The organism is Telmatocola sphagniphila, assembly GCF_018398935.1.
Lineage (GTDB): Bacteria > Planctomycetota > Planctomycetia > Gemmatales > Gemmataceae > Telmatocola > Telmatocola sphagniphila.
In genome coordinates this window covers 6,190,321-6,213,625 of the sequence record NZ_CP074694.1, presented here as the reverse complement: position 1 = coordinate 6,213,625, position 23,305 = coordinate 6,190,321, and the positions used below count along the sequence as shown (strand labels likewise).

Sequence of the window (23,305 nt, the reverse complement as noted above, 5' to 3'; positions counted from 1 at the left end):
CAACCGGGTATGTGTCTTATTCGCCTTTAGAGGTTCCACCAAATGGCGGAGAAGCCGCTCAGTGCCAGAACGATCAGCACGATCGTTCCCGGCGGAATCGGTTCGCGGAAGAGCGCCAGATCGCTGTTTTTCTCGGGTATTTCGACCGAATCGGGATAGGTTCGGCCATCGAGCGGAATCGCCTGAAAGCGGCTCTGGTAAAACGCTAGTCCGATGGTCGCCAGGACCATGGTCGCCGAAAACAGAAATATATATCCGTTTCGCTCGTAAGTCTCCTCGAGCGAGGTAAACAGCGGAACATTACCCGTCTTGGATACGGATAAAACCGCCAGACTGTTATTCAAAAAATGAATGAGCACCGGAATCAGGAAAGAACGACTCGCCACATAGCAGCCGTGCAGCACGACGCCCATGAAGGTGGCCAGCACGGCCTGATGCGGCTCCACATGCAGAGCGCCAAAAAGCAGGGAGGTGATTAGGATACCGGGTAAAAAACCGTATCGGCCGACAAGCCCTCGTCCCAGCACTCCCCGGCAAAAGAACTCTTCCGCGATCGCCGGGCAAATGCCGATGGCGAACACGGCCAACTGCCAGGGCCACGACGACGTGGAATCCACCAGTTTCGACATCAATTCCTTCAAAGAGCCGGAGTCGGAAATCTCGATGTCCGGCAGGTAGCGAACCACCGCTTCCAAACTGTGAATGACCACGAAGAGCGCAGGCATACCCAGAAGCACCAGAATCAGGTGATCCAGCTTAGGCAACCGCAAAGCGATCAGACGGGGCCACTGCTTGCCGAATTTCCAGAACGTGAGACCCACTGCGAATAAAACGGCTGTCAACTGTCCGGTGACAATCAGAGTTGGGAGTATCGAGGGATCGTGCAGCAATAGACCGGGATCTTTGGTAACCGCCTGCTGAATATCGGGACGAGCCAACAAGTAGTAAACGAACACACCCACCAGCGGCAGAAACTGCGTGACGCAAAGAAAAAGCAGACACCACAGGATGGCCCGAAATAGGGAAAGACTGGCCGCGCGTGCGACCACCGGAGCTTCACTCACTGCAGGGTATTCAACCGGAAGTATCAGCTCGTCCAGAGAATTGGGCATGGAATTGGGGATATCGGTCCATTCCACTTCCGCTTTCTGAAAGAGCAGTTCGTCTTCTTCTTGTTCAGGATTCATGTCACCCGGTTTAATAGCGGAACCAATGCCAATATTCGCCCAGTTGCAAAAGCCAGGGATGTCGCCAAGGATTCATGATCGGAAAACTGGTCGAGAAAACCGATATGGCCAGAGCCATTTCGGCGAGGAATCGCCCCGTCGCCGATCTTTCCACAAGTGTCCAGGCCGCGGGAAGATGCAGCAGGAATAGTGGCGTCATCCAGAATAACCAGCGCGGCCCACTGGTAAAGCCACCATAGTTATTCGTTCTCAAAATGTAGAACGTGAAGACCACGCTTGCCACCACTGCGGTCAAAATTCGAAATTGATTCCAAGTCAAGGCAGAATTAGGATTTTCGAATCGTGCCGGGGGTTTTATCAGCCCTAGGAGAGCCAGCAAAAAGACCGGTGTCAGGCTAAACCACCCGTGATGCCCCACCAGGAGATGAAAAGCGTAAAGAGTTTTGGGTTCATCCGCAAAATCGATGCCCGGCGGCCGCGGCGTTTGCTTCAGTTTCAGCCAGTGGCTACCGGCAAATTCATACCAGGGGCCGCCAAACTTCGCATAAATGGGCTGCCATTCACTGATCGCCCAGTAATTGATGATCGCCTGAATTACCAGCGGAATGATCACCCCCACGGCAAACAAAAACGCCCGGCCGAAGGATTGACGGAGTACCAAAAGGCCGAGTAAACCCGCGAATGCCGCGGCCGGTAGATCGAGAGAGGCGGCAAAACCGGTCAGCAACCCTGAAATGAGAACCGCCCCCGCCGAGAGCGATTCCCCGGCCGACCGAGATTTCAACCAGGGATAGAGTGCGAACAGAATGCAGAAACTGGCGGGAGTGTGATTGTTGAGTGTGTTGGAAAAAGTCGTCAGAAAAGTCCCGAAACAGCAGGCCGCGAAGGTGAAGAGTTTGGCTCCTTCGCTGACCGGCATCGAATCGAGTAAGCGTTCAATCAGGAACAGATATATCGCGAATGGGAGAATATTCAGTGTCAGCAGAATCGTACAAACCACCGGCCAGCGATCTCGATCGATATCCCAGCCGGTGATTTTCTTAAGTAACCAGTACTCGCCAGCAACAATTACCGTCAAAAGTGGCGGCTTGGTTCCATAAAATTTTTGAGTTTCCGGATTCATGACCACATCGATCGAGCGATAGGATTCTTCGAACAGAATCCCTTCATCCCGGTAGCCCGTAGGACTGCCGCTATCTTCGATCCTCTCCCCAATCACAAAAGTGCCCCGATCCACCAGAGCGCGAACGGTCGCCCAGCGAGCCCGATCGTTGGCGGAAAAGGTCGGAGAGGGTAGCGGGTTACTCGCGGGAAAGTTGCGGTCGTAGCGTTTGATCAGACTCGGCTCGAGGACATTTTCCACGGCGAATAGCCGCGCAGTCATACAGCCGATGACCAGAAACATCAGTAGCCGGCAGGCCAGTTTCCGAATTAAGATCGCATCGTTCATGATCCGATCCGATCTGAGACTGCATAAGTCTCAAGGCGTTCACTCTTCTGGCCTAATTGCAATTCGGCCAGTAAACCGCTCAGGAAAAATTGGAAGCCGACGAGCCAGAGAAACCAAGCCCAGCCGGGCTGGCCTAAGAGGCAAACCACCACCCCTACCGAGATCGAGAAGCCTGCGATGAAACCGAGCGGATGCATCGGCCGCTGGCCGAAGCGCTTGCGGAAGGTCACCGTGATCAGATCGAGAAATCCTTTGATGAAGCGCTTTGCCCCATATTTGGAGCGGCCGAATTTTCGCGGTCGGTGGTGCAAAACCATTTCGCCGACGCGGAAGCCCCGCATCACCGCCAGGCTGGGTATAAACCGGTGCATCTCGCCATAGAGCGAAATCTCGCCAGTGACCTCCCGCCTGTAAATCTTCATACCGCAGTTGTGATCGTGCAGGTGCACGCCGGTGGCGCTGCTGACCAGAAAATTGAACACCCGGCTGGGAAACACTTTGTGCCAGGGATCGAAGCGAATTTTCTTCCAGCCGCTGACGAGATCGTAACCCTGTCGAAGCGTTTTCAGAAAATTCGGAATCTCGTGCGGATCGTCCTGAAGATCGGCGTCCATGGTCACGACCAGTTCGCCGCGGGCAGTCGCGAATCCAGCCGACAGTGCGGCGGCTTTGCCGAAATTGGTCCGAAACTTGATGCCTTTGATTCGAGAATCTTCCGAGGCCAGCTTGCGGATCACTTCCCAGGACCCATCGGTACTGCCATCGTCAACGAAAACGACTTCCAGGGAATAATGTTCCTGAGCGCCGATCTGTTGAATCTCCCGCCATAGCGGTTCCAGGCTTTCCTGTTCATTGAAAAGCGGTATGACCAGCGAGAGAGAGGAAACCAGTTTCGGTTCAACAGTGTCCGCACTCATGCCGCTTGCTCCTGCAAGCTCGGCGTTACTGGGACCGGGACGGACCCCAATTTTTTTTTGCGCAAATACAGGAGGCCGACCAGAAGTATTTCCGCCGTGGTCCAGACCAGACGCAGTATCAGGGCGATATAGAGGGCCACGCCGGCCGCTCCCTCCCCAAAATTGCCTGCAAGTTCCGGGGTTAGCAGTCCTTTCATCACATCTTCCCGGATACCCGCCCCGGCCGGCATAAACAGAAAGATGAAACCGATGACGTAGGCAATCGCATTGATGGCGGTCAGACGGCCCAGTTCCTCCAGTTCCAAAGCTCTGAACTCGGGAAGAATCGCCTGCATGGTCATCCACAAGCTTAAGCCCAGGAATAACCAGCCGACCGCTGCCTGAAGAATCCCCAGCAGCATGGTTCGAAAACTCATCAGCGGAATATCGGTTTCGCCACTTTGGCTCTGACGTTTCACCATCACGTAAATCAAGCGGTTTAAAAATACCAGGCCGACCGGTAGCAGGGCAATCGCCACAAGAGAAGAGTTTTTAGCTCCAAACTTGGTGAGATCGAGCGACAGCAACGGCAATAGTAGAGCGGCGATAAAACCGCCGGTGGCCATGGATGTCAAAGCTTCGAACGTGGCCGTGACCGCAACGATAGTACGCGATTTTCCGCTTGTGCCCAGCATGGTCACCCGAATGAGAATCACCCAGATTTTGCCTGGAATATATTTTCCCAACTGGCTGATGAAGTACGCAGTGATGCCGGTAGCCTGAGAGGTCGGTAGCCCTTGTTGAGTAAGCAGTCGTGTCCAGAAATTTGCCCAAATCGTATGAGCGCAGAGATAGAGAATTCCCGAACCGACCAGCCAATACCAGCGCAGTTGCAATTTGTCGATTTGCTCACGGACTTCGGGACGAGAAAGGATACTGACGAATTGCCAGGCAATCGCAATGAGCACGGCGATGGGCAGCACCCATTGAATGAATATCCTGGCGAGCCTTCGTCCTTTATTCATTCAACTATTGTATCGTCGTACTCGCGGATATCGAGTGCAGTCCGCTAACCCCGGAAATGAATAAGAGGTGGGCGAAGTTAAGACTGCTACATCCGGCGTTTCTACTTCTGAAGGTGAAGGAAAACACCCTTTTTATTGGAAACAATTACATCCAGTTTGCCATCGCCATTGACATCAGCGACCGCGAACTGAGTCCCCACACCGGAATCATTATCGATCGGGAACGGCGTGAACTGCGTCATGCCCGATTTGTCCTTGCTGGCTTTGAACCAGTAGAGCATCGCCGGTTTCTCGGCCCCCGGTTCGCCGTAGCCGTGCGAGCCAAAGCGTTTTCCGGTGACCAGATCCTTCAAACCGTCGCCGTCGATATCGACAAAGTGCATGGCGTGGGTTTCGGAAACCAGATCGGGAAACAGATCCTGCTTCAGGAAGGTCGGATTGCCCTTCGCATCCAGCCCGCGGTTGTGGTACCACCAGATGCCGAACTTATGCGCCGAAGCGGAAATGATGTCATTCTTGCCATCGCCATCCATATCATACGCGAACATATCGGAGCAGGGTTCGCCTAAGCGAGCCGGATGGAATACCCAGGGTTTATCGCTCTTTTCCTTGGGTTGTTCCCACCAGCCGTCGGTGCAGATCACATCTAATCGACCATCGCCGTTGACGTCGCCGACACCCAGACCATGCGAGAAGCGATTCGTCCCGGGAATGACTTTACCCGTACCTGGAACCGGCTTGCCGTCCTTGATCGTCGGTGGAGTGCTCGGTTCGCTGATCGGATGCATTTCCCACAGCGCGGTGGGATCTTTACCGGGGGTGAAGTAGGCCATCTGCCCTTCATTGGAATCGCCTCGCTTGCCCACCGGTTGCGTTCCCATAATCAGCACTTTTTTGCCGGTCCCGAACAGATCGGCGTATTGGGGAGTTTCGTTGCAGGCCGAGTGCCAGATAATGTGCTTTTTCCAGTGCCCGTCCTTGCCCTTGGGATTTTCCAGCCAGAAGCAGGGATCCCCCGGGAAATCGATCACAATCAGGTCGGGGTAGCCATCGCCATTGATATCTTCCGCCCAGCAGGCGAACGAATGGCTGTAATTATTGCCTTTACCATCTGGCCCCAGCCCCATGTAGTATTCGCGCGGCGGCTGCATTTCGTGCGGGGTCCAGTTGGGAGCTTCGTACCAGTATTCGCCGTTCATAATATCGATCTTGCCGTCCTTATTCACATCGGCGACGGCCACGCCTTCGGCGCGAAATTTCTTATCGATGACAATTCGCTGCCAGGCGACCGTGGTTGTGGCTTTTTCTTGAGAGGTAACCGGTTGGCTGGGTATTGCCACCAGAACACCGGCCAAAATGAAGGGAAGCGTAAACAAAAAACGCATGGGAGAGACTCCTTGCTGAGGTAGGTGAAGCTGATTATGGGTAAGACTTGAAGCCGAATCAAGGTTTTTCGAAATAAACTCCCGCGGTTTAAATTGCGGGGGTGAGCAAAACTTTGCCGGTCGTAGGAGTGGAATAACGCCTTCGAGCCGATTCAAACCCCTTTCGAGTCCGCAGCAGCTCCCCGATATGGTCGATTTAAACACCACAGACTGAATAATCCACACAGGTGTTCGGCATAATGCCAGGAGTTGCCATGCGGGCTTGGCTCTTGATAGGACTGTTTTCGCTCCCTCTGATTTATCCCGACCATGCTTCGGCCCAGAAGCACTCGCTAATAGAAAACCCCAAAGTGGGGGAATGCTTTAAGATCGAGCTGGATACCAAAATCAAAGGCGTTCTGAAAGTCACGCGCGAAGGCAAACCGCTCGAAATACCAGTCGATGCCCAGAGTACGCACATCTATTTCGAGAAAACCCTCAAGGATTTGAATGGCCTGACCTGCAAGACGGCCCGCCGTTATGAAAAGGCCGATAGCTCGGCCACCATTGGTAACGATCCCATCCGACGGACACTGCGGCCCGAACGTTCGCTGATCGTCGCTCAGCGCATCAACGATCAGCATTTGTGCTACAGCCCCGGCGGTCCACTGACCCGGCCGGAACTGGAAGTGACCCAGGACCATTTCGATACTCTGCACCTGACCGGCTTGCTACCGAACAAAGAAGTTGAAATCGGTGACACCTGGAGCATCCGAAGTGCCTGCGTTCAAAGCTTCTGTCAGTTCGATGGTTTGATCGATCAGAACCTCAAGGGAACGTTCAAGGAAGTTAAAGAGGGGCTGGCCATTTTGCGTATCGTCGGCGATGCCAGTGGCATCGAAGCCGGGGCTCAAGTGAAACAGGCGATTGATGCCACGGTGGAATACGATCTTCTGAAGAGCCGGATTGTGAAGCTGACCTGGAACCAGAACGACGAACGCGATCAGGGCCCAGTTTCGCCGATCGCTTCGCTGAAATGCAATATCACTGTCAAGCGGGAATATCTCAGCGTGGAGCCCAAAGAATTGAATCCCGCCGCGCTGGTCGGCGTGCCGGCCGAAGATGATCCTCCCGGTCTTCTGAAAACGCTGAGCGTGAAAGATCTGAAGGGCCGCTATACGTTCCTGCACTCCCGTGACTGGAGCGTTGTGAGTCAGACCGAAGAGCATTGCATCCTCCGGTTGCTCAATCGAGGTGAGTTCCTGGTACAGGCGACTATACTGCCCTGGGAAAAATTGGCACCCGGCAAGAAGATTGAAATCGAAGATTTCAAGCAGGCGATCATGGGTTCCAAGGCCTGGAAGTTCGAAGAGATTCTGGATGCCGGACAGGTCGCTTCCGATGATGATCGCTGGATTTATCGCATCGTCGCCCGCGGGGATATGGATGGTCTGAAAGTGATCCAAGGCTACTACATGATCGTTAGCCCCCAGGGGGATCACCTGCTGGCGACCTTCACCACCCGGGCGGCCAATGCCAACAAGATCGGCACCAAGGATGTGGAACTGGCCAACGCTATCGAGTTCAAGAAATAGTCACTGCTGGCTGGCGGGCAAATAAAATAGGTTGTCCGCCAGATCGAGACGGTACATAGGCTGGTGGTATTCGTAGCGGGGTGTCCTATCCGGATGCCCCAAATTTGTGTTAGTGCTGGTCCCTTCGAATTAGCTGAATCGCCCGATTTCCATATCCTTCACGGCCCGTCTGTTCATCGACGATTTCTCTGGCAAGTGGAACGGTTCGACAACCCTACTAATCAACCCGCAGACTTACTTGCTGGCCCAGATGCGGGCATCCTGCGTGATGGTCCAGGTCTTCTCCGGAGTGCCGGGTTGCAACAGATGTATTTCGTAGCCGTTAGTGGTGATTTCGAATTTGGGTTTCTGAGTGATTCCTTCGGGCAGCTTCACGCCCAGTTCCTCAAGAGAAGCCGCGTACTTCTGATGTTTGGCGTAATATTCTCGCTGAGCGTAGTAGATTCGGTGCAAAGCATTCTTGGTGGGGAGTGCGGCATCGGGTTTGAATTTTATCGTTCCCGGTGCGGCCGTGCTGAATTGAACGTAGCCCCAGCGTTCGGGCCGATGCATGTCGATCACTCCTTGAGGTGACCAGACCCAGTTATTCTCCGGCTTGCCTTTCACTTTTTCGTATTTGCCATCGACGATGTTGATATCCCACTCCACCCGGGAGAAATTAATCCGCCACTGATCGCCATCGCGCGGCGGTACGGGAACCCGGCTTAATTCCTTGAGGCCCGTCATCGGCCAGGCAATTTCGACGGTCCAACCTTTATCCCGATCGCGGGAATCATTGATCGTACCATTCACATGCACGCCGGTTTTCAGGCCGATGACATCCCAGCCGTTGAGTGCCTTGCCGCCATCTTTGTACGGCTTGGTTAAAAGCAAATCCCAGGTGGTGTTAAAGGCGTTCATTTCCATCTCGGCGTAGTTGTGGCTGTCGCCGTCGGGACTGAGGAAGACTTCGAAATCGTTATCCTGGAAAATCACTGAATCGTGCTGCTTGAGTGTGGCCCAGACGTGCGGATCTTCAATTTCCGCCGCGATGTAAAGATAGTCGTCATCCCAAAGCATTTTCATGCGGGTTTTATAACGCGGTTTCGGTTTGGATGTGCCTTCGATATCCTGAAATTCGTCGCTCCAAGGTGCATCTTTCCAGGCTTCATCGTCCAGTTTGCCATCGATGACAATCGGCTTCTTGGCCCGGTAGGCCACATAACCTTTTGGGTCGATGTTGTCGGGAGGGATCGACAGCGGTGCATCGCACAGCACGACGCCCAAAAACATCAGGACTAAGGCCAGGAAGCAGAGAGACAGTCGCAGCATTTGCAGACTCCCGAGCGAATGGATCGATTGCAGATTGCGTTCGGAGGGTATCGTATTCGAATTTCGAGGAATGCGACTATAATACGAAAATATCCGCCGATCGTTCCCCTTCGTGAGTTGCGAAATGAGACCGCTATTTCTCTGCTGCCTCCTACTGTTGAGCCCGGCCATTGCCAGTGCAAAACAAGAACCCTGGTGGAGCGAAGATGTCAATGAAGCGCTCGCCCAGGCGGGCGGTAACCGACCTGAACTCGAAATGGCCCTTAACAAAGTGCCTAAGGATCAGCGTAAAGGCATGGGCTTTCTGGTCGCAAACATGCCGAGCAAAGACCTGACCACTCTCAAAGCCAAGTTCCTTCTGGAAAACGTTGCGTTGGCCTATGAGGCTCGGAACAAATGGGAATGGGCCAAGAAAGTTCCCGAAGAGCTCTTCCTGAATGACGTGCTCCCCTACGCCAGCATCACCGAAAAGCGCGAAGATTGGCGTAAGGAGATGATGGCCACCTGCGAACCGCTGGTGAAAGAAGCCAAAACGCTAACGGATGCCGTTCAGGCTTTGAATATGCAGTTGTTCAAAAAACTGAACGTCAAGTATTCGACGCAGCGTAAGAAGGCCGATCAGAGCCCCAGCGAAAGCATTTCGACTGGCTTGGCCTCCTGCTCCGGTTTATCCATTCTGCTCGTGGACGGGTGCCGCAGCGTTGGAATTCCTGCCCGAATCGTCGGCATCCCTCAGTGGGCCAACAAACCGGGCAACCACACCTGGGTCGAAGTCTGGGACAAGGGTTGGCACTTCACCGGCGCCTGCGAAGCCGATCCACAGGGGCTCGATCGCGGCTGGTTCATCGGCGATGCCGCTCTCGCCAAAAAAGATTCGAAGATGAGCGCCATTTACGCTTCCAGTTTCAAGAAGACCAAAACCACCTTCCCGATGATCTGGTCTCCCTCGAACAAGGATGTCTTCGCGGAAAACGTCACCGAGCGCTACACCACCAAGTCGCTGGATCCCACCAAAACTCGCGTGATGATTCGCGTCTGGCAGGAGAATCCCAAAAAGCGAGCGGCCACTCCCGTAACGCTGACCGATTTGTCCGATGGTAAGAATATTCTGAAAGGGATTTCGAAAGACGAGAAGGCCGACACCAACGATCTGCTGACCTTCGATCTCCCGCACGGTCATGAGTACCGCATCCTAGCGGGCGAAACCGGCGCGGTGGAAGCAACGATCAAGACCGAGAAGAAAGATCAGCTGATCGTAGATCTGACTTTAAAAGACGTAGGAAACGTTGACGCCCCCAAACTCTCGGCAGAGCAGATTCAACAGATCGAGAAGGCCGCACAAACTTACTTCGCGGCGAATGAAAAAGACCGAAAAGCCACGAAGTTCGATAGTTCGCTCAATGCACTACTGTCGAGCAATGAAGCGGCCGTGCGGGCAGCCGTCTGGAAAGCGTATCAGACTTCGCCAATTCAGGACGGCCTGAAGGCGGATCATGAAAAGAAAATTGTTACTCACGACAAATATCAAAGCGCCTACACGGTGAAGACCGTGGGTAAGAAACCGGCGAACGGCTGGGGACTGTTTATTGCCATGCACGGCGGCGGCAACGCTCCCAAATCACTGAACGATAGCCAGTGGAAAACGATGCAAATCTATTACAAGGACCAGCCCGATCTGGGCGGTTATCTCTATGTAGCTTTGCGGGCGCCTAACGACACCTGGAACGGCTTCTACGACGATTATGTCTGCCCGCTGATCGTCAATCTCATCAAACAATTCACGCTTTTCGAAGAAGTCGATCCCGACAAAGTATTCATCATGGGCTATTCCCACGGCGGTTACGGAGCCTTCTACCTCGGGCCCAAGATGCCCGATCGCTTTGCCGCTATTCATGCCAGTGCGGCCGCGCCTACCGACGGCACCATCTCGGCCAAGAACCTGAGGAATACCCGATTCACCTATATGATCGGCGGGTTGGATACGGCTTACGGCCGGCGCGAACGCTGCGAAAAATTCGCGGCGGAAATCGAAGCTTTGAAGAAAGCCAACCCCGGCGACTACTCGGTGGAAATGGAACTGAAGGAAGGACGGCCGCACTCGGGCCTGCCCGATCGCGACAAGATCAAAGACATGATCTCCTATACTCGCAAACCGTCTCCCAAACATTTGACCTGGGAGATGAAAGATTCCTTCCTGCACGACCACTACTGGCTCTACGTCGAGAAACCGGCGAATGAAGAATTCATCGACGCCAAGATCGAGTCGGGAAAGATTGTGGTCACTGCCAAAGGAGTAAAGGAATTTTCGATCCTGCTCGATAGCCGACTGGTGACTCTGAAGGATTCCATTGAAGTGGAAGTGAATGGAAAAACGACTTCCTATCCGACCAAGCCTTCTCTGGAAGTGCTCTGTCGGACTATGGCGATGCGCGGCGATCCGCAGCTCGCAGGCACAGTGGAATTGAAAATTGCGGTGCCGTAGCGAATTTTGGCGATGCATTACCTATTAGCGACGCATCGTCAGATGCGTTATTTTGTAGGGCAATATTGAGCCACACTTTTAAAACGCATCTCCGCAGAGCCTCCGATGCGTCGCTAATAGCCGTCGACCGTGTTCGGCGCACTGGACATTGTTATTTTTTCGTGATCAGGTCTTTACCCACCCAGGGACGAAGCACCTCCGGAACTACTACGGTTCCATCGGCCTGCTGGTAGTTTTCCAGAATAGCGACAATCGCCCGGGTGACCGCCACGGCCGTGCCATTCAGAGTGTGCACGACTCGGGTGCCCTTTTCGCCGGTCTTCTTGCTGCGAATGTTCAATCGACGGGCCTGGAAATCGGTACAGTTGGAAGTCGAGGTCACTTCCCCGTAATCTCCCGTCGGTTTGCCGTCTTTCAACTCGCCGCGGCACGGCATCCAGGCTTCCAAGTCATATTTGCGATAGGCCGGGCCACCCAGATCGCCCGTGCAGGTGTCCAGAACGTGGTAGGGAATCCCGAGTCCCTGGAAGATTTTCTCTTCAATACGAAGGATTTCCTGGTGAATCGACTCGCTTTGCTCGGGAGTGCTAAATGCGAACATCTCGACTTTGGTGAACTGGTGAACCCGATAGAGTCCCTTAGTATCGCGGCCTGGAGCCCCGGCTTCGGTGCGGAAGCAGTGCGATAGGCCGACATATTTCTTCGGTAGCGTGGCTTCGTCGAGAATCTGATCTCGCAGCATCCCCCCGAGCGTGATCTCGGCCGTGGCAATCAGGCATAAGTCGCTGTCGGCGATGGTATAGACCTGACGAGTTTCCGGATTCGGGTCGCGTGGCATAAAGCCGATGCCTTCCAAGACCTCGACGCGGGCCAAGTCGGGCGTGATGATCGGCGTGTAACCTTCCTTGATGAGGGTCTGCATGGCGTACTGCACCAGTGCCAGTTCCAGCAGTACCGCTTCATTCTTCAGGAAGTAGAACTTCTGGCCCGAGACGTTGGCCCCGGCCTCGAAATCCACCAAGTCCAGAGCTTCCGCCAGGGCAACGTGGTCCTTGGGAACGAACTCGAACTTTTTCGGTTCTCCCCATTTCTTCACGACCTTGTTATCGGCCGGGGTTTTGCCCACCGGAGCTTCCGGGTGCGTCATGTTCGGCACTTGAAGCAGAGCCGCTTTCAGATCGGCCTCGGCCTGCTTCAGTTGGGCGTCGAGATTGGCCACCTGCTCCCGCAGGGATTTCCCCTCGGCGATCAAGGCATCCTTGGCCGCTTTTTCTTTGGTTTGTGGAATCTGCTTGGAGAGTTCATTCTGGCGTTGCTGAATCGCCTGGGTCTTCGAGGCCAGTGAGCGTCGATCCTCGTCCAACTTGACGATTTGATCGACATCCACCGTCACGGCGCGGTTTTCGCAGTTGGCCTTCACGGCCGCGAGATTATCCCGAATGAAAGACGCTTCGAGCATAGGGTTCTGTTCTTTCGCAAGGTCCACGATTTTCGTGAAGCTATTCTACCAAATTGGAGCTTCACCGAAGAGCCTGCGCAAAAGACCGATTTGACCGGCGTGGAGAAATTCGTGGTGCGAGCACCACACGAGAATATCCGACTTGGTTTTACAGATGGAATGCGGCGTCACCGGTGGTTGAGTCAGATCGACCGAAGCGTAGGTCGGAATTTCGCTCAGTACCAATTGATGGACTGCGTCGAAAACCTTGCGAATCTCGGACGGCGAAGGATAAATCTGGGATTCCGCCTGAGGTACCGTTTGAATGCGAAAAAGTCCGATAAATTCATCGGAAATGATCGACGCATCTTCCGGTTTTATGCCCCGAATACGCTCAACCCCCAGGCGGTACTGAGCCATGGCCAAATGGCCGACTTGCCAGGCGACGTGCGTCACGGCCGGTTGAGGCATCTGGAACCAAAGAGATTCCGGAATTTTGTCGAGGATTCGAATCGTGTAGGAGCGGGCGAAAAGGATTTGTGAGCGAAAAGTGTCCAGAATCATTACGGCCTCTTTTCGAGCGGAACATAAGCAACATCGGTTTTGCCGACGTAGGTTTGTTCCGGTCGATAGATTCGGTTCCCCTGCAATTGTTCGAGCCAGTGGGCCAGCCAGCCGGACACGCGTGCGATGGCGAAAATCGGGGTGAAGATATCGGTCGGAATACCCAGCGACTGATAAACGACACCGGAATAGAAGTCGACGTTCGGGTAAACTCCCTTTACGCCGTAAATTCCTTCGCACAATTTCTCGAGAGCCTGGGCCACTTCGTATTTCAGGGGCTTGCCGGTTTCGCTGAAAGCGTGCTCGGCCAGATCCTGCAATACGGTCGCGCGGGGATCCTTAACCTTGTAGACGCGGTGGCCCATCCCCATGACTTTGAACGAGGGGTTTTCGGCACGCTTTTTATCCAGCCAGGTCTTCACATTGGAAACCGGCCCGATTTGATCCAGCATTTCGACGACTTCTTCGTTCGCTCCGCCGTGCAGAGGCCCTGAAAGCGTACCGACAGCCGCACTAATCGCGGCGTACGGGCTCGAAAGAGTCGAGGACGTTACTCGCGTCGAGAACGTCGAGGCGTTCATGTTATGCTCGGCGTGCAGGATCAGGCAGGCATCGAGCACTTTGCGAACGGCCGGTGAAGGTTCCTTCCCGGTCAGCATGTAATAGAAGTTTCCCGCGTGATCCAGATCCGGATTGGGATCGATGGCATCATCGCCGTGTCGGAGCCGGGCGAAGGCGGCCACCAGCGTCGGCATGCTGGCGATCAGTCGTAAAGAAGCTTCCCAGTTGCTGGCCGCATCGGAAACCGACTTACAGGGATAGTACCCTCCGAGTGCGGCGACCGAAGTTTGCAGGGCCACCATCGGGTGAGCGCCTTCGGGCAAGCTCTTGAGGAGGTCCTTGAGCCGGTATTTGATATTCCGGCGTTCTTTCAATTCCTGGGTGAAATCGGCCAGCTCGCGCTGGGTAGGCAGTTCGCCTTTGAGCAGAAGCCAGGCCGTCTCCTCGTAGTGGCTTTCTTTCGCCAGGACTTCGACAGGAATGCCCCGATAAGACAAAATCGCTCGATGGCCATCGATGAAGCTGATGGCGGATTTTGCGACGGGGACGTCGGCGAGCCCTGGTGGAATTTCAATTTGACTCATGACGCCTCTCAACGCGGAAGACGGATCGACAAAGCAGGAAGGATACTATTGGACTATGCAAAATTGGTAGTGAGTCCAGAGAGCTATTCCACACTTGAAGTCTCTAATTTTTGTTCGCGGGGTACGATCGCTACAGGAGGTGAAGCCGGGCCGGCTGAGACAAGTGATGGTCGAGAAATTTCTGAAAAGAGTCCTTTAATGGCTTCTGGAACCAGCCCGCTTCGGACGGCAGCCCCGAAAAGAGTTCTAATTCGCAGCTCACTCCCAGAACTTTTAATTTTTCGAGTAGCCGGTCGTTTCCCCGATGCCAGAAGCTATCGGGCGAAACCGCCAGCCAGACGGATTCGGGATAGGGGTAATTCTGCAGAAAGAGATAAGGGGATTGCTGCCGGAGATGTTCTTGACTCGGGTAAATGGAATCCAGCGTAAACCCTTGACCGTAGACCTCGAAAAGATCGACCGCGGCATCGATCACGGCGACGGCCGGAAACCTCGTGGGATCCTGAAAGCAGCAGCGCAGCACGGCTTGACCGCCGCAACCCACCCCGGCCAGCAGAATTGAGCCTCCCAGGAGGCGTTTCCGAAACTCCTCCAGGCAATCGCCCAGAATAAAGCCCTCGGGCGTCCGATTCGGATGGAATCCCGGTACGAACCGACTCGACCACCAGCTTTTTTCGGGAAAAGCAAAGAACCAGAGATAGGGGCTCGCTTCGACGAATGATCGAAAGTCGGGATCGAGAAAAGGCGGCGGGCTTTCATCCAGCAAAAATAAAACCCCCGATCGCGCGGCGATGGGGGGTTCGTAAATGAGTAAGGCTTTTTCGGAAATCGCGAGTGTGGACCAAGCCATTTCCGTTATTTCTTCTCTTCTTTAGCTTCCTTGGCCTTTTTGAGCTTCTGTTCGATCTCGACCTTACGCTTCTTGTCGCGTTTCGTCTCCGATTCCACCTTCAAAGCCTGCTCCCAAACTTTGATGGCATCGGCTTTTTCGCCGAGAATCATGTGCACATCCGCCAGGTGATCCAGAATTTCGACGTGCTGGCCTTCGGGAGTTTTGACGGCTTCCAGCAATTCCTTCTTGGCTTCGGGAAATTTCTTTTTCTTAAAGAGCACCCAGCCCAGACTATCCAGGTAGGCGGCCCCATCCAGGGGTTCGAGACCGTTTTCAGCCCGCTTCTTGTTGATCTTGGTCTGCTCTTCAATAGCCTTGCGAACGAGCTTTTCCGATTCATCGAGATTGAGATTGTGGTCGGCCCAGATGTAACCCAAATCGTTGTTGAAAGTGGGATTATCCGGAGTTTCCTTGAGGAGAATCTTCAACTGATCGGCGGCTTTCTCCACTTTGTTCATGTCCACGTAAATGCCGCTGAGCAGATAGCGGGTCAGACGGATTTCATCCTTCTTCTCGCTCGATTCTTCATCGTCCGCATCGGCTTTATTTTTGATCAAAGTCGACAGCGCTTGCTGGTAAGCCGTTTCGGCCTCGTCGTATTTCTCTCCTTCGCGAAGAACATCCGCCTTCAGTCGGAGAAACCGGGGGTAGCCATTGAATCGATCGACCAACTCCGTGGCTTTTTTCAGAGCTTCATCAATCTTTCCCTTGGCGGCCAGCGCCTGAATCAATCGCTCCTGGATCAGAATTTCCATCTGAGCGAATTCTTCACTCTTCTCGCTGAGTTTTTGTTTAAGAAACTGCTGAATCTCGTCTGCGGCTTCGTCGTACTTTTTCTCCAGCATCAAAACATCGACGAGGTTCTGATAAGAATCGAAAGCTTTATTGACGCTGAGCAAATCGATGGCTTTGACGCAGGAAAGTTTCAGAAGTGCCCGTGCAGCCGGGTAGTCCTTCTGATTTCGGGCGGCCAATCCCAGCAGGTAGCTGGAGTTATAAGTCAGGTTTTCTGGCTTATCCTTGGCCATTTTCACAGCCTCAGCCACCAGCACCTTGGAGTCTTTTTCATCCTTCAGCAACCCCTTCAGTGCCGTGCGGAACGCTTCGGTCCCTGTAATCTGATTCAACTTCTTGATTTTGGTTTGAGCATCAGAGGCATCTTGTGCCTGGATGACGGAACCCAGGGTCAGAACGAATGTAAGGGTTACAATTCCTAGAATCCGCGAACTACAACGGGTCATGCCGTTGACCTCCCTTAAGAACAACGATTACCTTCAATAAGTGAATATTACCTGGTTTGACATTTTGCAGCTATGGCAATTTGCCTTACCGTAGTGATTGTAAATGAAAATTTGGCGCGGGATTACGTAATTCGCGTATTCCATGTGCTAAGTTCTTTTAGTTATCCCTAGGAATGATCATCCGATTGGGCGAACGAGAAATCCGTGGCTTACCGCGTCCCGCTAGAATCTGGTGCTGAACCTCTCCCCGGCTACCGCTTGACCCAGGTACTCGGTAAAGGGGGATTCGCAGAAGTTTGGGAAGCGGCTCGAGGCAACGAAAAGGTCGCCCTGAAATTCATCCCCAGCAGCAATACCAGTACTACTGTCAAAGAGATCAAATCTCTTTCAGCCATGCAGCGGCTGGATTACCCGGGACTCACCCGGATGGAACAGATCACCTGCGTTCCCGGCTATATTGTGATTTCGATGGAACTGGCCGAAGGCAGCATGCTCGATTTGCTGGCCGCGTTTCAGGAAGAGTACAAATCTCCTATCGAACTGAAACTTTTGCTCGATTATCTGGGACAAGTGGCCAAATCGATCGACTTCTTGAACAGCCGTCAACATAACTTCGAGAACCGCACCGTTGGCTTTCAGCATTGCGATATCAAGCCCAGCAACCTGCTATTGTTCGGCGATAGGGTGAAGCTGGCCGACTTCGGCTTGAGCACTCCAACTTATGCTCCCAACAATCCCGTCATGAGAATGGGAACGATCGATTTCGCACCTCCCGAGATGCATCGCGGAATTCTTTCCGAGAAATCGGACCAGTATAGTCTCGGTGTCACCTACTACTTCCTGCGAACCGGCTGCTTCCCCTTCCCGCCGCCAGAGAATAATTCGTTCGTCAGAAGTTACTCCTATAAACGCCCGCAGCCCGATTTGACCCTAGTACCACAACAGGAAGAAGGAATCCTCTATCGCGCGCTCGATCTCGATCCAACGAATCGCTGGTCCAGCTGTACGGAAATGATTCGGAAAATCCGGGAAGTGCACGGCTTTGGTCTGTCCGGTTCGGGTGCCGGCGCGGGTAAAACGGCTTACGGAAGCGGTAAGAAATCGACGATGATGGGACAATCGATCCAATTCACCCAGATCATGTCATCTCCGAACTAACAAATAATGCTTTCTGCTTTTTTCCATATTGCCATGGTCTCCCCCACCCGCCAGCTCTCCTTGCGCCGGGCGGCGGTGGTTCACGTAATTTTTCTCTGTGCTTTGGGACTGGTTATCCAGGCCAATGCCAATCTGCAGACGCTGACTCTGGCCTCCCAGGTACTGATCGCCGTTTCGATTGTGGAAGCCTCCATCGTCTGCGGTTGGCGACTGACGCAAATGCCCAAGAGCCAGGCCCTGGAGTTCATGCTGACTTCCCCGGTGCAACCCAAAAGACTGTTTTTCGCCGAAGCGGCTGTGGGTTTGAGTCGATTCCTTTTCGTTCACCTCGCTGGATTGCCAGTCATCCTGTTGCTCTGCTCGGTGGGGCTGCTGCAATACTTCGACATTTGGGCCGTGTTCGTTCTCCCCTTTATCTGGGGTGTAACGGCCGCGCTGGGACTGACGGTTTGGGCCTACGAAACCCTGTTGGTGAAACGGGTGGGCGAGGTGGTCGCAATCGTCGGGGTGATTATCTATCTGGTCGTCGGGGTTTTAGCCGGGGAGCATCTGCGGGAGTGGCTTCTGGCTTTACCCACGTCCGTCGGTCAGGTGATCTTCGATGCTTACCGCTATCTTCACGATGGGAATCCGTTCGGCGTGGTTGCTTACTGGATGAGCCCGCGCCGCAATGCGATCGTAGCCTGGGAGATGATGCAGGAATGCTGTCTCATTGGGGTGATTGCTTCCGTGGTGTTTTTCATCCGGGCCGCCTACCGACTCCAAGGGCATTTCGCCGACCGGCACTATCGCCCCTTCTTCACCAATCGCGTGGACGAGGTTGCCCGCATTGGGGAACAGCCGCTCTCCTGGTGGGCGGTGAAGCGGGTTATGGAGTTCTCGGGACGCGTGAACATCTGGCTGGCCGGGGGATTCTCCACGATTTACGCCGCCTACATTCTGGCCGGAGATGCCTGGCCCCCCTGGATGGGCCGGCTCGTTTTCGAAATTTTCGAAAAGATGGGCGGGGTGCCCGGCTTAGTTACGGGGTTAGTGATCCTCGCCGCGGTACCGGCTGCTTTTCAATATGGGCTCTGGGATAGTAGCACGCAGGATCGCTGTCGGCGCTTGGAGCTTTTGCTGCTTACTGAACTGGATGGACGGGATTACTGGAACGCTTCTCTAGCGGCCGCTTTGAAGCGAGGCCGGGGCTACCTGCTTATTGCCGGGATGCTCTGGCTGGCGCTTTGGTTTTCTGGCCGGATCGATCTATCGCAACTTTTAGTTTCCGTATCGGCCGGCTTACTCGTCTGGGCTTTTGCCTTTCTGCTTGGCTTCCTGGCCTTCAGCAGCGGCTATCAGGCCAATGGGTTAGGTTCGTTCCTGACCCTGGGCATGCCGTTGATCATTTTTCTGGTCTACCACTATCTGGGCCCAACCTGGGCGATGCTGTTCCCACAGGGAATCGTTTATGCGACTCTCTTGAATCCAGTTTCCTGGCCCTGCCTGATTATAATCCCCTACACAGTGTTGGCCTGGCGGATGCGAAGAATGGCTTTGCGGCGCTGCGAAAACGATTTGCGGGACTGGTACGACAAAAATCAGGGCGTGCGTGTCGCCGAGTAAACTGCGGGCGATCGAGATTCTGCTTCAAATCATCTTAAGTCTTCCACCGGATAGGTGGCTGGAGCGCTACCGGTTCGACGCGGCGCACAAGGATCGTTGCAGGCATCCCGTTTCGGCGCACAAGGATCGTTGTAATAGCGATCGCAATAATTATCGCAGGATTGGCAGCAGCCCGTCAGATTCGCGGCCAGCAAACAGATCAAAAGTGTTCTCAAGGACTTTCGCATCGTAACTCTCCCCGGGGGTGGGATTTAATTCAACTTCGGCGGCTGAAATAAACCCGTTTCGCATCGCTGTCAAGATCAGGGCTTTGTGAAGGAGGGCGAATTAGCCGGAGTTGGGGGTTTTGAGCAGACTGCCATTCTCCCTAAAAATAGAAGCACCGTCACTTTTTTCGCTCAAGCGGTCAGAGTCGCAGGAAAGAATAAGTTGGAGGCTCGGTTCAGGGAAGTCTCACTTTCCGCCGGAACACTCGACTATGATGAGATAAGAGCGTTGAATCCCTAGTCATCTTTTGAAGAAATATGTACGAGCACGAAAGACTGTCTCCCGAGAAGCTATACGTCCTTCAACTGAGTTGGGTGAACCTCATGGACCGGCTGGGCATTCAACCGGCTCCAGCCTATCCGCTCTACGACAGATTAGTGGCCGCTTATGCGGAGCCGCACCGGCATTACCACACTCTGGAACATATTACCGAAATGCTGAAGATCCTGGGCAAGCTCGGGAGTGGGAATCGATCCTTGCCGATCCTGCAACTGGCCGTGTGGTTTCATGATGCTGTCTACGATCCGAAAGCCCAGGACAACGAAGAAGCCTCGGCCCGGATGGCGGAAGCGGAATTAGCAACCCTGGAGTTGTCGCCTTCGGACATTTCCCGCATTCGGGATCTCATCTTGGCAACTCGGCATACTCCACTCGCTGCGATCAGTGAGGAAGCGGCCCTGCTGCTGGACGCCGATCTGGCGATTCTCGGCGCGGAAGAGAAACGGTACAAGCGATATTCCGAAGCGATCCGGAAAGAGTATGCCCACGTACCCGAACAGGAATATGTTGTCGGCCGGATGAAGGTGCTGGAATCGTTCCTGAATCGACCGTCGATTTACCAGACTCGCTTGATGAAATTGGAGGGAGAAGAGAGGGCTCGCCAAAATCTGCAACAGGAGATCGCGGATTTGACCGCCAAATTGGCACCTTAAATCAGCATTTTGCGCACAAATAATCGACGCGAATTCCAGCTGAGCAATGAAATTGCCTAGAATTTCTCTGGAAGGGATTCCTTTGCATTGGCACAGCGATTGCATCTGGAGTCTTGTGAAAGAGAGGTATATCCATGAACATTAACCGGTTCACGGAGAAAGCCCAGGACGCCCTACAATCCGCCCAGCGTCTGGCTGTCCGCTACTCCAACCAATCCATTGATATTGAACATCTTCTACTCGCTTTGATCGAGCAGGAAAACGGACTCGTTCCCAACCTGATCAGCAAGGCGGGTTTGACCAAAGACGCCCTATTGATCAAACTCCAGAGAGAAATTGAAAAGCTGCCGCGCGTTACAGGTTCGGGAAGCAACCCGGAACATGTATCGCTCACGGGACGATTAAACAAATTGATTCTGGTTCAGGCCGAGGATGAAGCCAAGGCTCTGAAAGACGAGTACATTTCGGTCGAACACCTGCTGCTGGCCATGACTTCCGACAAAGGAGTCGCCGGGCAAATGCTAGCGGATTTTGGTCTGAATCGCGCTCGAGTTCTCCAGCTGCTGCAGGAGATTCGGGGCAATCAACGCGTGACGACTCAGAACCCCGAAGAGACTTACCAATCGCTCGAAAAATTTGGCCGCGATCTAACGCAGATGGCCCAGCGCGGCAAACTTGATCCGGTGATAGGACGCGACGAGGAAATTCGCCGGGTAATTCAAGTACTGTCCCGACGAACCAAAAATAACCCGGTACTCATCGGCGAACCGGGGGTGGGTAAAACCGCCATTGTAGAGGGTTTGGCCCAGCGCATCATTCGCGGCGACGTACCCGAGGGCTTGAAGAACAAAAAAGTGATCGCTCTCGACATGGGAGCATTGATTGCCGGGGCCAAGTTCCGCGGCGAATTCGAAGAACGTCTCAAAGCCGTGCTGAAGGAAGTCACCGATTCGAACGGAAAAATCATTCTGTTCATCGATGAATTGCACACGGTCGTCGGCGCGGGCAAAGCGGAAGGGGCGATGGACGCCGGTAACCTCCTGAAGCCAATGCTGGCTCGCGGCGAGTTGCACTGCATCGGGGCAACCACGCTCGATGAATATCGGCAGCACATCGAAAAAGATGCGGCGCTTGAACGCCGGTTTCAGACCGTGCTCGTCGATCAGCCGAGCGTCGAGGATACCATCTCGATTCTGCGCGGCCTCAAGGAACGCTACGAATTGCACCACGGCGTCCGGATCAAAGACTCCGCTTTGGTGGCCGCGGCGGTTCTTTCGAATCGCTACATCAGCGATCGCTTCCTTCCCGATAAAGCAATCGATTTGGTCGACGAATCGGCGGCCAAGCTACGGACGGAAATCGATTCGATGCCGACCGCACTCGACGATCTCTCGCGCCGGGTGATGCAGCTCGAAATCGAACGGCAGGCCCTGAAAAAGGAAACCGACGCCGTTTCGAAAGATCGACTGAGCAAACTCGAGAAAGAACTGTCCAACCTCAAAGAGCAGTCGGACAGCCTGAAAGCCCAGTGGCAATCCGAAAAGCAATCTGTGGGACAACTGCAGGCACTGCGAGAACAGATTGAGACGGCTAAGCAACAGATCGAACAGGCAGAGCGGCAGTACGATCTGAACAAAGCGGCCGAACTGAAGTATGGCAAGCTGCCGGAACTCGAACGAAAACTCAAAGTCGCACAGGAAGACCTCAATCGCAACGCCGGTACGGCCAAACTCATCAAGGAAGAAGTGGGCGAAGAGGAAATCGCTGCGGTGGTCAGCCGTTGGACGGGGGTGCCCGTCAGCCGGCTGCTGGAAGGAGAAAAAGAGAAGCTCCTTCAGCTGGAAGATACTCTCGAAAAACGGGTTATTGGTCAAACCGAAGCGGTTCGTTCCGTTTCCGAAGCCGTGGTGCGTGCCCGCTCCGGCCTGAAAGACCCGCAACGACCCATCGGCTCTTTCATCTTTCTCGGGCCGACCGGCGTAGGAAAAACGGAACTGGCCCGGGCCTTGGCGCAATTTCTATTCGACGATGAAAAGTCGATGATTCGCATTGATATGTCCGAGTATCAGGAAAAGCACACCGTCGCCCGATTGATCGGCGCACCTCCCGGCTATATTGGTTACGATGAAGGGGGACAACTGACCGAAGCGGTTCGGCGGAAGCCCTACTCCGTGGTTCTGTTCGATGAAATCGAAAAGGCCCACGCGGATGTCTTCAACGTCCTGCTTCAGGTGCTCGACGATGGTCGGCTGACCGATAGTCAGGGCCGGGTGGTCGATTTCAAGAACTGCATCATTATCATGACTTCCAATATCGGCAGTCAGAAGATTCTGCAGATGAAAGGCGGTCAGATCGGCGAAGTCTTCGACCGCATGAAGAATGCCGTGATTGAGGATCTCCGGCACCACTTCCGACCCGAATTCCTGAACCGCGTCGATGAGATCATTGTGTTCCACGCACTGACTGAAGCGAATCTCAAGGAAATCGTGGAGATTCAACTGGGTCGGCTGCGCGAGCGGTTGGCCGAGCGGCAAATGTCTCTCGAGTTGACCGATGCCGCAAAATCCTTCCTGGTGAAGGATGGTTACGATCCGACGTATGGAGCCCGTCCTTTGAAGAGGACGATCCAAAAGGAAATCGAAAACGTGCTGGCTCGCATGCTTTTGACCGGCGAAGTCAAGGACGGCCAAACCATAGTCGCGGACTATGATGAAGCGATGGACAATCTGAGTTTTACAGCTAAGGCGTAAGCC

At 54.0% G+C, this 23,305-nt stretch carries 18 protein-coding genes; 6 read left to right on the top strand and 12 right to left on the bottom strand.

Annotated elements, in window-relative coordinates:
- Positions 1-26 precede the first annotated feature (26 nt).
- From KIH39_RS24810 to KIH39_RS24790, 5 genes are all read right to left on the bottom strand, one after another.
- Positions 27-1,187, bottom strand: a complete 1,161-nt coding sequence (locus KIH39_RS24810) for a CPBP family intramembrane glutamic endopeptidase (protein ID WP_213496578.1) — start codon at positions 1,185-1,187, stop codon at positions 27-29.
- Positions 1,188-1,197: 10 nt separating this feature from the next.
- Entirely contained in the window at positions 1,198-2,637 is a 1,440-nt protein-coding gene (locus KIH39_RS24805) for a hypothetical protein (RefSeq protein ID WP_213496577.1), read from the bottom strand.
- Positions 2,634-3,554, bottom strand: coding sequence for a glycosyltransferase family 2 protein (locus tag KIH39_RS24800; protein WP_213496575.1), 921 nt, complete (start codon positions 3,552-3,554; stop codon positions 2,634-2,636). The genes KIH39_RS24805 and KIH39_RS24800 overlap by 4 nt, the downstream gene beginning before the upstream one ends.
- Positions 3,551-4,558 carry a lysylphosphatidylglycerol synthase transmembrane domain-containing protein gene (locus tag KIH39_RS24795; RefSeq protein ID WP_213496573.1) on the bottom strand — a complete coding sequence of 336 codons (1,008 nt, stop codon included), beginning with the start codon at positions 4,556-4,558 and terminating at the stop codon, positions 3,551-3,553. Before KIH39_RS24795 ends, KIH39_RS24800 begins: the two co-directional genes overlap by 4 nt.
- Before the next feature lie 101 nt (positions 4,559-4,659).
- Complete coding sequence (locus KIH39_RS24790; protein ID WP_213496571.1) at positions 4,660-5,943, bottom strand: FG-GAP repeat domain-containing protein; 1,284 nt, start codon at positions 5,941-5,943, stop codon at positions 4,660-4,662.
- A 254-nt stretch (positions 5,944-6,197) separates the two neighbouring features.
- On the opposite strand from KIH39_RS24790, the gene KIH39_RS24785 reads away from it, so the two are divergent.
- Positions 6,198-7,517, top strand: coding sequence for a hypothetical protein (locus KIH39_RS24785; protein ID WP_213496569.1), 1,320 nt, complete (start codon positions 6,198-6,200; stop codon positions 7,515-7,517).
- 234 nt (positions 7,518-7,751) lie between these two features.
- Here the strand turns inward: KIH39_RS24785 and KIH39_RS24780 are convergent, their stop codons facing one another.
- Positions 7,752-8,828: a sugar-binding protein gene (locus tag KIH39_RS24780; protein ID WP_213496567.1), complete on the bottom strand. Its 1,077-nt coding sequence runs from the start codon at positions 8,826-8,828 to the stop codon at positions 7,752-7,754.
- A 124-nt stretch (positions 8,829-8,952) separates the two neighbouring features.
- On the opposite strand from KIH39_RS24780, the gene KIH39_RS24775 reads away from it, so the two are divergent.
- Positions 8,953-11,310, top strand: coding sequence for a transglutaminase domain-containing protein (locus KIH39_RS24775; protein WP_213496565.1), 2,358 nt, complete (start codon positions 8,953-8,955; stop codon positions 11,308-11,310).
- A 151-nt stretch (positions 11,311-11,461) separates the two neighbouring features.
- On the opposite strand, the gene serS is transcribed toward KIH39_RS24775, so the two are convergent.
- The 5 genes from serS to KIH39_RS24750 form a co-directional block, all read right to left on the bottom strand.
- Positions 11,462-12,769, bottom strand: coding sequence for a serine--tRNA ligase (gene serS / locus KIH39_RS24770; RefSeq protein WP_213496563.1), 1,308 nt, complete (start codon positions 12,767-12,769; stop codon positions 11,462-11,464).
- Positions 12,770-12,814: 45 nt separating this feature from the next.
- Complete coding sequence (locus KIH39_RS24765; RefSeq protein ID WP_213496561.1) at positions 12,815-13,312, bottom strand: DinB family protein; 498 nt, start codon at positions 13,310-13,312, stop codon at positions 12,815-12,817.
- A complete protein-coding gene (locus KIH39_RS24760) occupies positions 13,312-14,457 on the bottom strand; it encodes a citrate synthase (protein WP_213496559.1) in 1,146 nt (381 codons plus the stop codon). Before KIH39_RS24760 ends, KIH39_RS24765 begins: the two co-directional genes overlap by 1 nt.
- 130 nt (positions 14,458-14,587) lie before the next feature.
- Positions 14,588-15,307, bottom strand: a complete 720-nt coding sequence (locus KIH39_RS24755; RefSeq protein ID WP_213496557.1) for a hypothetical protein — start codon at positions 15,305-15,307, stop codon at positions 14,588-14,590.
- Positions 15,308-15,312: 5 nt separating this feature from the next.
- On the bottom strand, positions 15,313-16,590 hold the full coding sequence (locus KIH39_RS24750) for a tetratricopeptide repeat protein (protein ID WP_213496555.1): 1,278 nt from the start codon (positions 16,588-16,590) through the stop codon (positions 15,313-15,315).
- A gap of 204 nt (positions 16,591-16,794) precedes the next feature.
- Between KIH39_RS24750 and KIH39_RS24745 the strand changes: the two genes are divergently transcribed.
- Both KIH39_RS24745 and KIH39_RS24740 read left to right on the top strand, forming a co-directional pair.
- The gene (locus tag KIH39_RS24745; RefSeq protein ID WP_213496554.1) at positions 16,795-17,748 is read left to right on the top strand and encodes a serine/threonine-protein kinase; all 954 of its coding nucleotides are present in this window, start codon (positions 16,795-16,797) and stop codon (positions 17,746-17,748) included.
- A gap of 6 nt (positions 17,749-17,754) precedes the next feature.
- Complete coding sequence (locus tag KIH39_RS24740) at positions 17,755-19,353, top strand: hypothetical protein (protein WP_213496552.1); 1,599 nt, start codon at positions 17,755-17,757, stop codon at positions 19,351-19,353.
- A 29-nt stretch (positions 19,354-19,382) separates the two neighbouring features.
- Here KIH39_RS24740 and KIH39_RS24735 read toward each other — a convergent pair whose 3' ends face one another.
- The gene (locus KIH39_RS24735) at positions 19,383-19,580 is read right to left on the bottom strand and encodes a hypothetical protein (protein ID WP_213496550.1); all 198 of its coding nucleotides are present in this window, start codon (positions 19,578-19,580) and stop codon (positions 19,383-19,385) included.
- 297 nt (positions 19,581-19,877) lie between these two features.
- Here KIH39_RS24735 and KIH39_RS24730 point away from each other — a divergent pair, with 297 nt between their 5' ends.
- The gene (locus KIH39_RS24730; protein WP_213496548.1) at positions 19,878-20,552 is read left to right on the top strand and encodes an HD domain-containing protein; all 675 of its coding nucleotides are present in this window, start codon (positions 19,878-19,880) and stop codon (positions 20,550-20,552) included.
- A 134-nt stretch (positions 20,553-20,686) separates the two neighbouring features.
- Positions 20,687-23,302, top strand: coding sequence for an ATP-dependent chaperone ClpB (gene clpB / locus KIH39_RS24725; RefSeq protein WP_213496546.1), 2,616 nt, complete (start codon positions 20,687-20,689; stop codon positions 23,300-23,302).
- Positions 23,303-23,305: the final 3 nt, after the last annotated feature.

Coding starts and splice junctions, on each gene's coding strand:
- KIH39_RS24765 (WP_213496561.1), bottom strand. CDS start 13,312: ATGATTCTGGACACTTTTCGCTCACAAATCCTTTTCGCCCGCTCCTAC.
- KIH39_RS24790 (WP_213496571.1), bottom strand. CDS start 5,943: ATGCGTTTTTTGTTTACGCTTCCCTTCATTTTGGCCGGTGTTCTGGTG.
- KIH39_RS24750 (WP_213496555.1), bottom strand. CDS start 16,590: ATGACCCGTTGTAGTTCGCGGATTCTAGGAATTGTAACCCTTACATTC.
- KIH39_RS24730 (WP_213496548.1), top strand. CDS start 19,878: ATGTACGAGCACGAAAGACTGTCTCCCGAGAAGCTATACGTCCTTCAA.
- serS (WP_213496563.1), bottom strand. CDS start 12,769: ATGCTCGAAGCGTCTTTCATTCGGGATAATCTCGCGGCCGTGAAGGCC.
- KIH39_RS24755 (WP_213496557.1), bottom strand. CDS start 15,307: ATGGCTTGGTCCACACTCGCGATTTCCGAAAAAGCCTTACTCATTTAC.
- clpB (WP_213496546.1), top strand. CDS start 20,687: ATGAACATTAACCGGTTCACGGAGAAAGCCCAGGACGCCCTACAATCC.
- KIH39_RS24800 (WP_213496575.1), bottom strand. CDS start 3,554: ATGAGTGCGGACACTGTTGAACCGAAACTGGTTTCCTCTCTCTCGCTG.
- KIH39_RS24805 (WP_213496577.1), bottom strand. CDS start 2,637: ATGAACGATGCGATCTTAATTCGGAAACTGGCCTGCCGGCTACTGATG.
- KIH39_RS24780 (WP_213496567.1), bottom strand. CDS start 8,828: ATGCTGCGACTGTCTCTCTGCTTCCTGGCCTTAGTCCTGATGTTTTTG.
- KIH39_RS24760 (WP_213496559.1), bottom strand. CDS start 14,457: ATGAGTCAAATTGAAATTCCACCAGGGCTCGCCGACGTCCCCGTCGCA.
- KIH39_RS24795 (WP_213496573.1), bottom strand. CDS start 4,558: ATGAATAAAGGACGAAGGCTCGCCAGGATATTCATTCAATGGGTGCTG.
- KIH39_RS24735 (WP_213496550.1), bottom strand. CDS start 19,580: ATGCGAAAGTCCTTGAGAACACTTTTGATCTGTTTGCTGGCCGCGAAT.
- KIH39_RS24740 (WP_213496552.1), top strand. CDS start 17,755: ATGCTTTCTGCTTTTTTCCATATTGCCATGGTCTCCCCCACCCGCCAG.
- KIH39_RS24785 (WP_213496569.1), top strand. CDS start 6,198: ATGCGGGCTTGGCTCTTGATAGGACTGTTTTCGCTCCCTCTGATTTAT.
- KIH39_RS24775 (WP_213496565.1), top strand. CDS start 8,953: ATGAGACCGCTATTTCTCTGCTGCCTCCTACTGTTGAGCCCGGCCATT.
- KIH39_RS24810 (WP_213496578.1), bottom strand. CDS start 1,187: ATGAATCCTGAACAAGAAGAAGACGAACTGCTCTTTCAGAAAGCGGAA.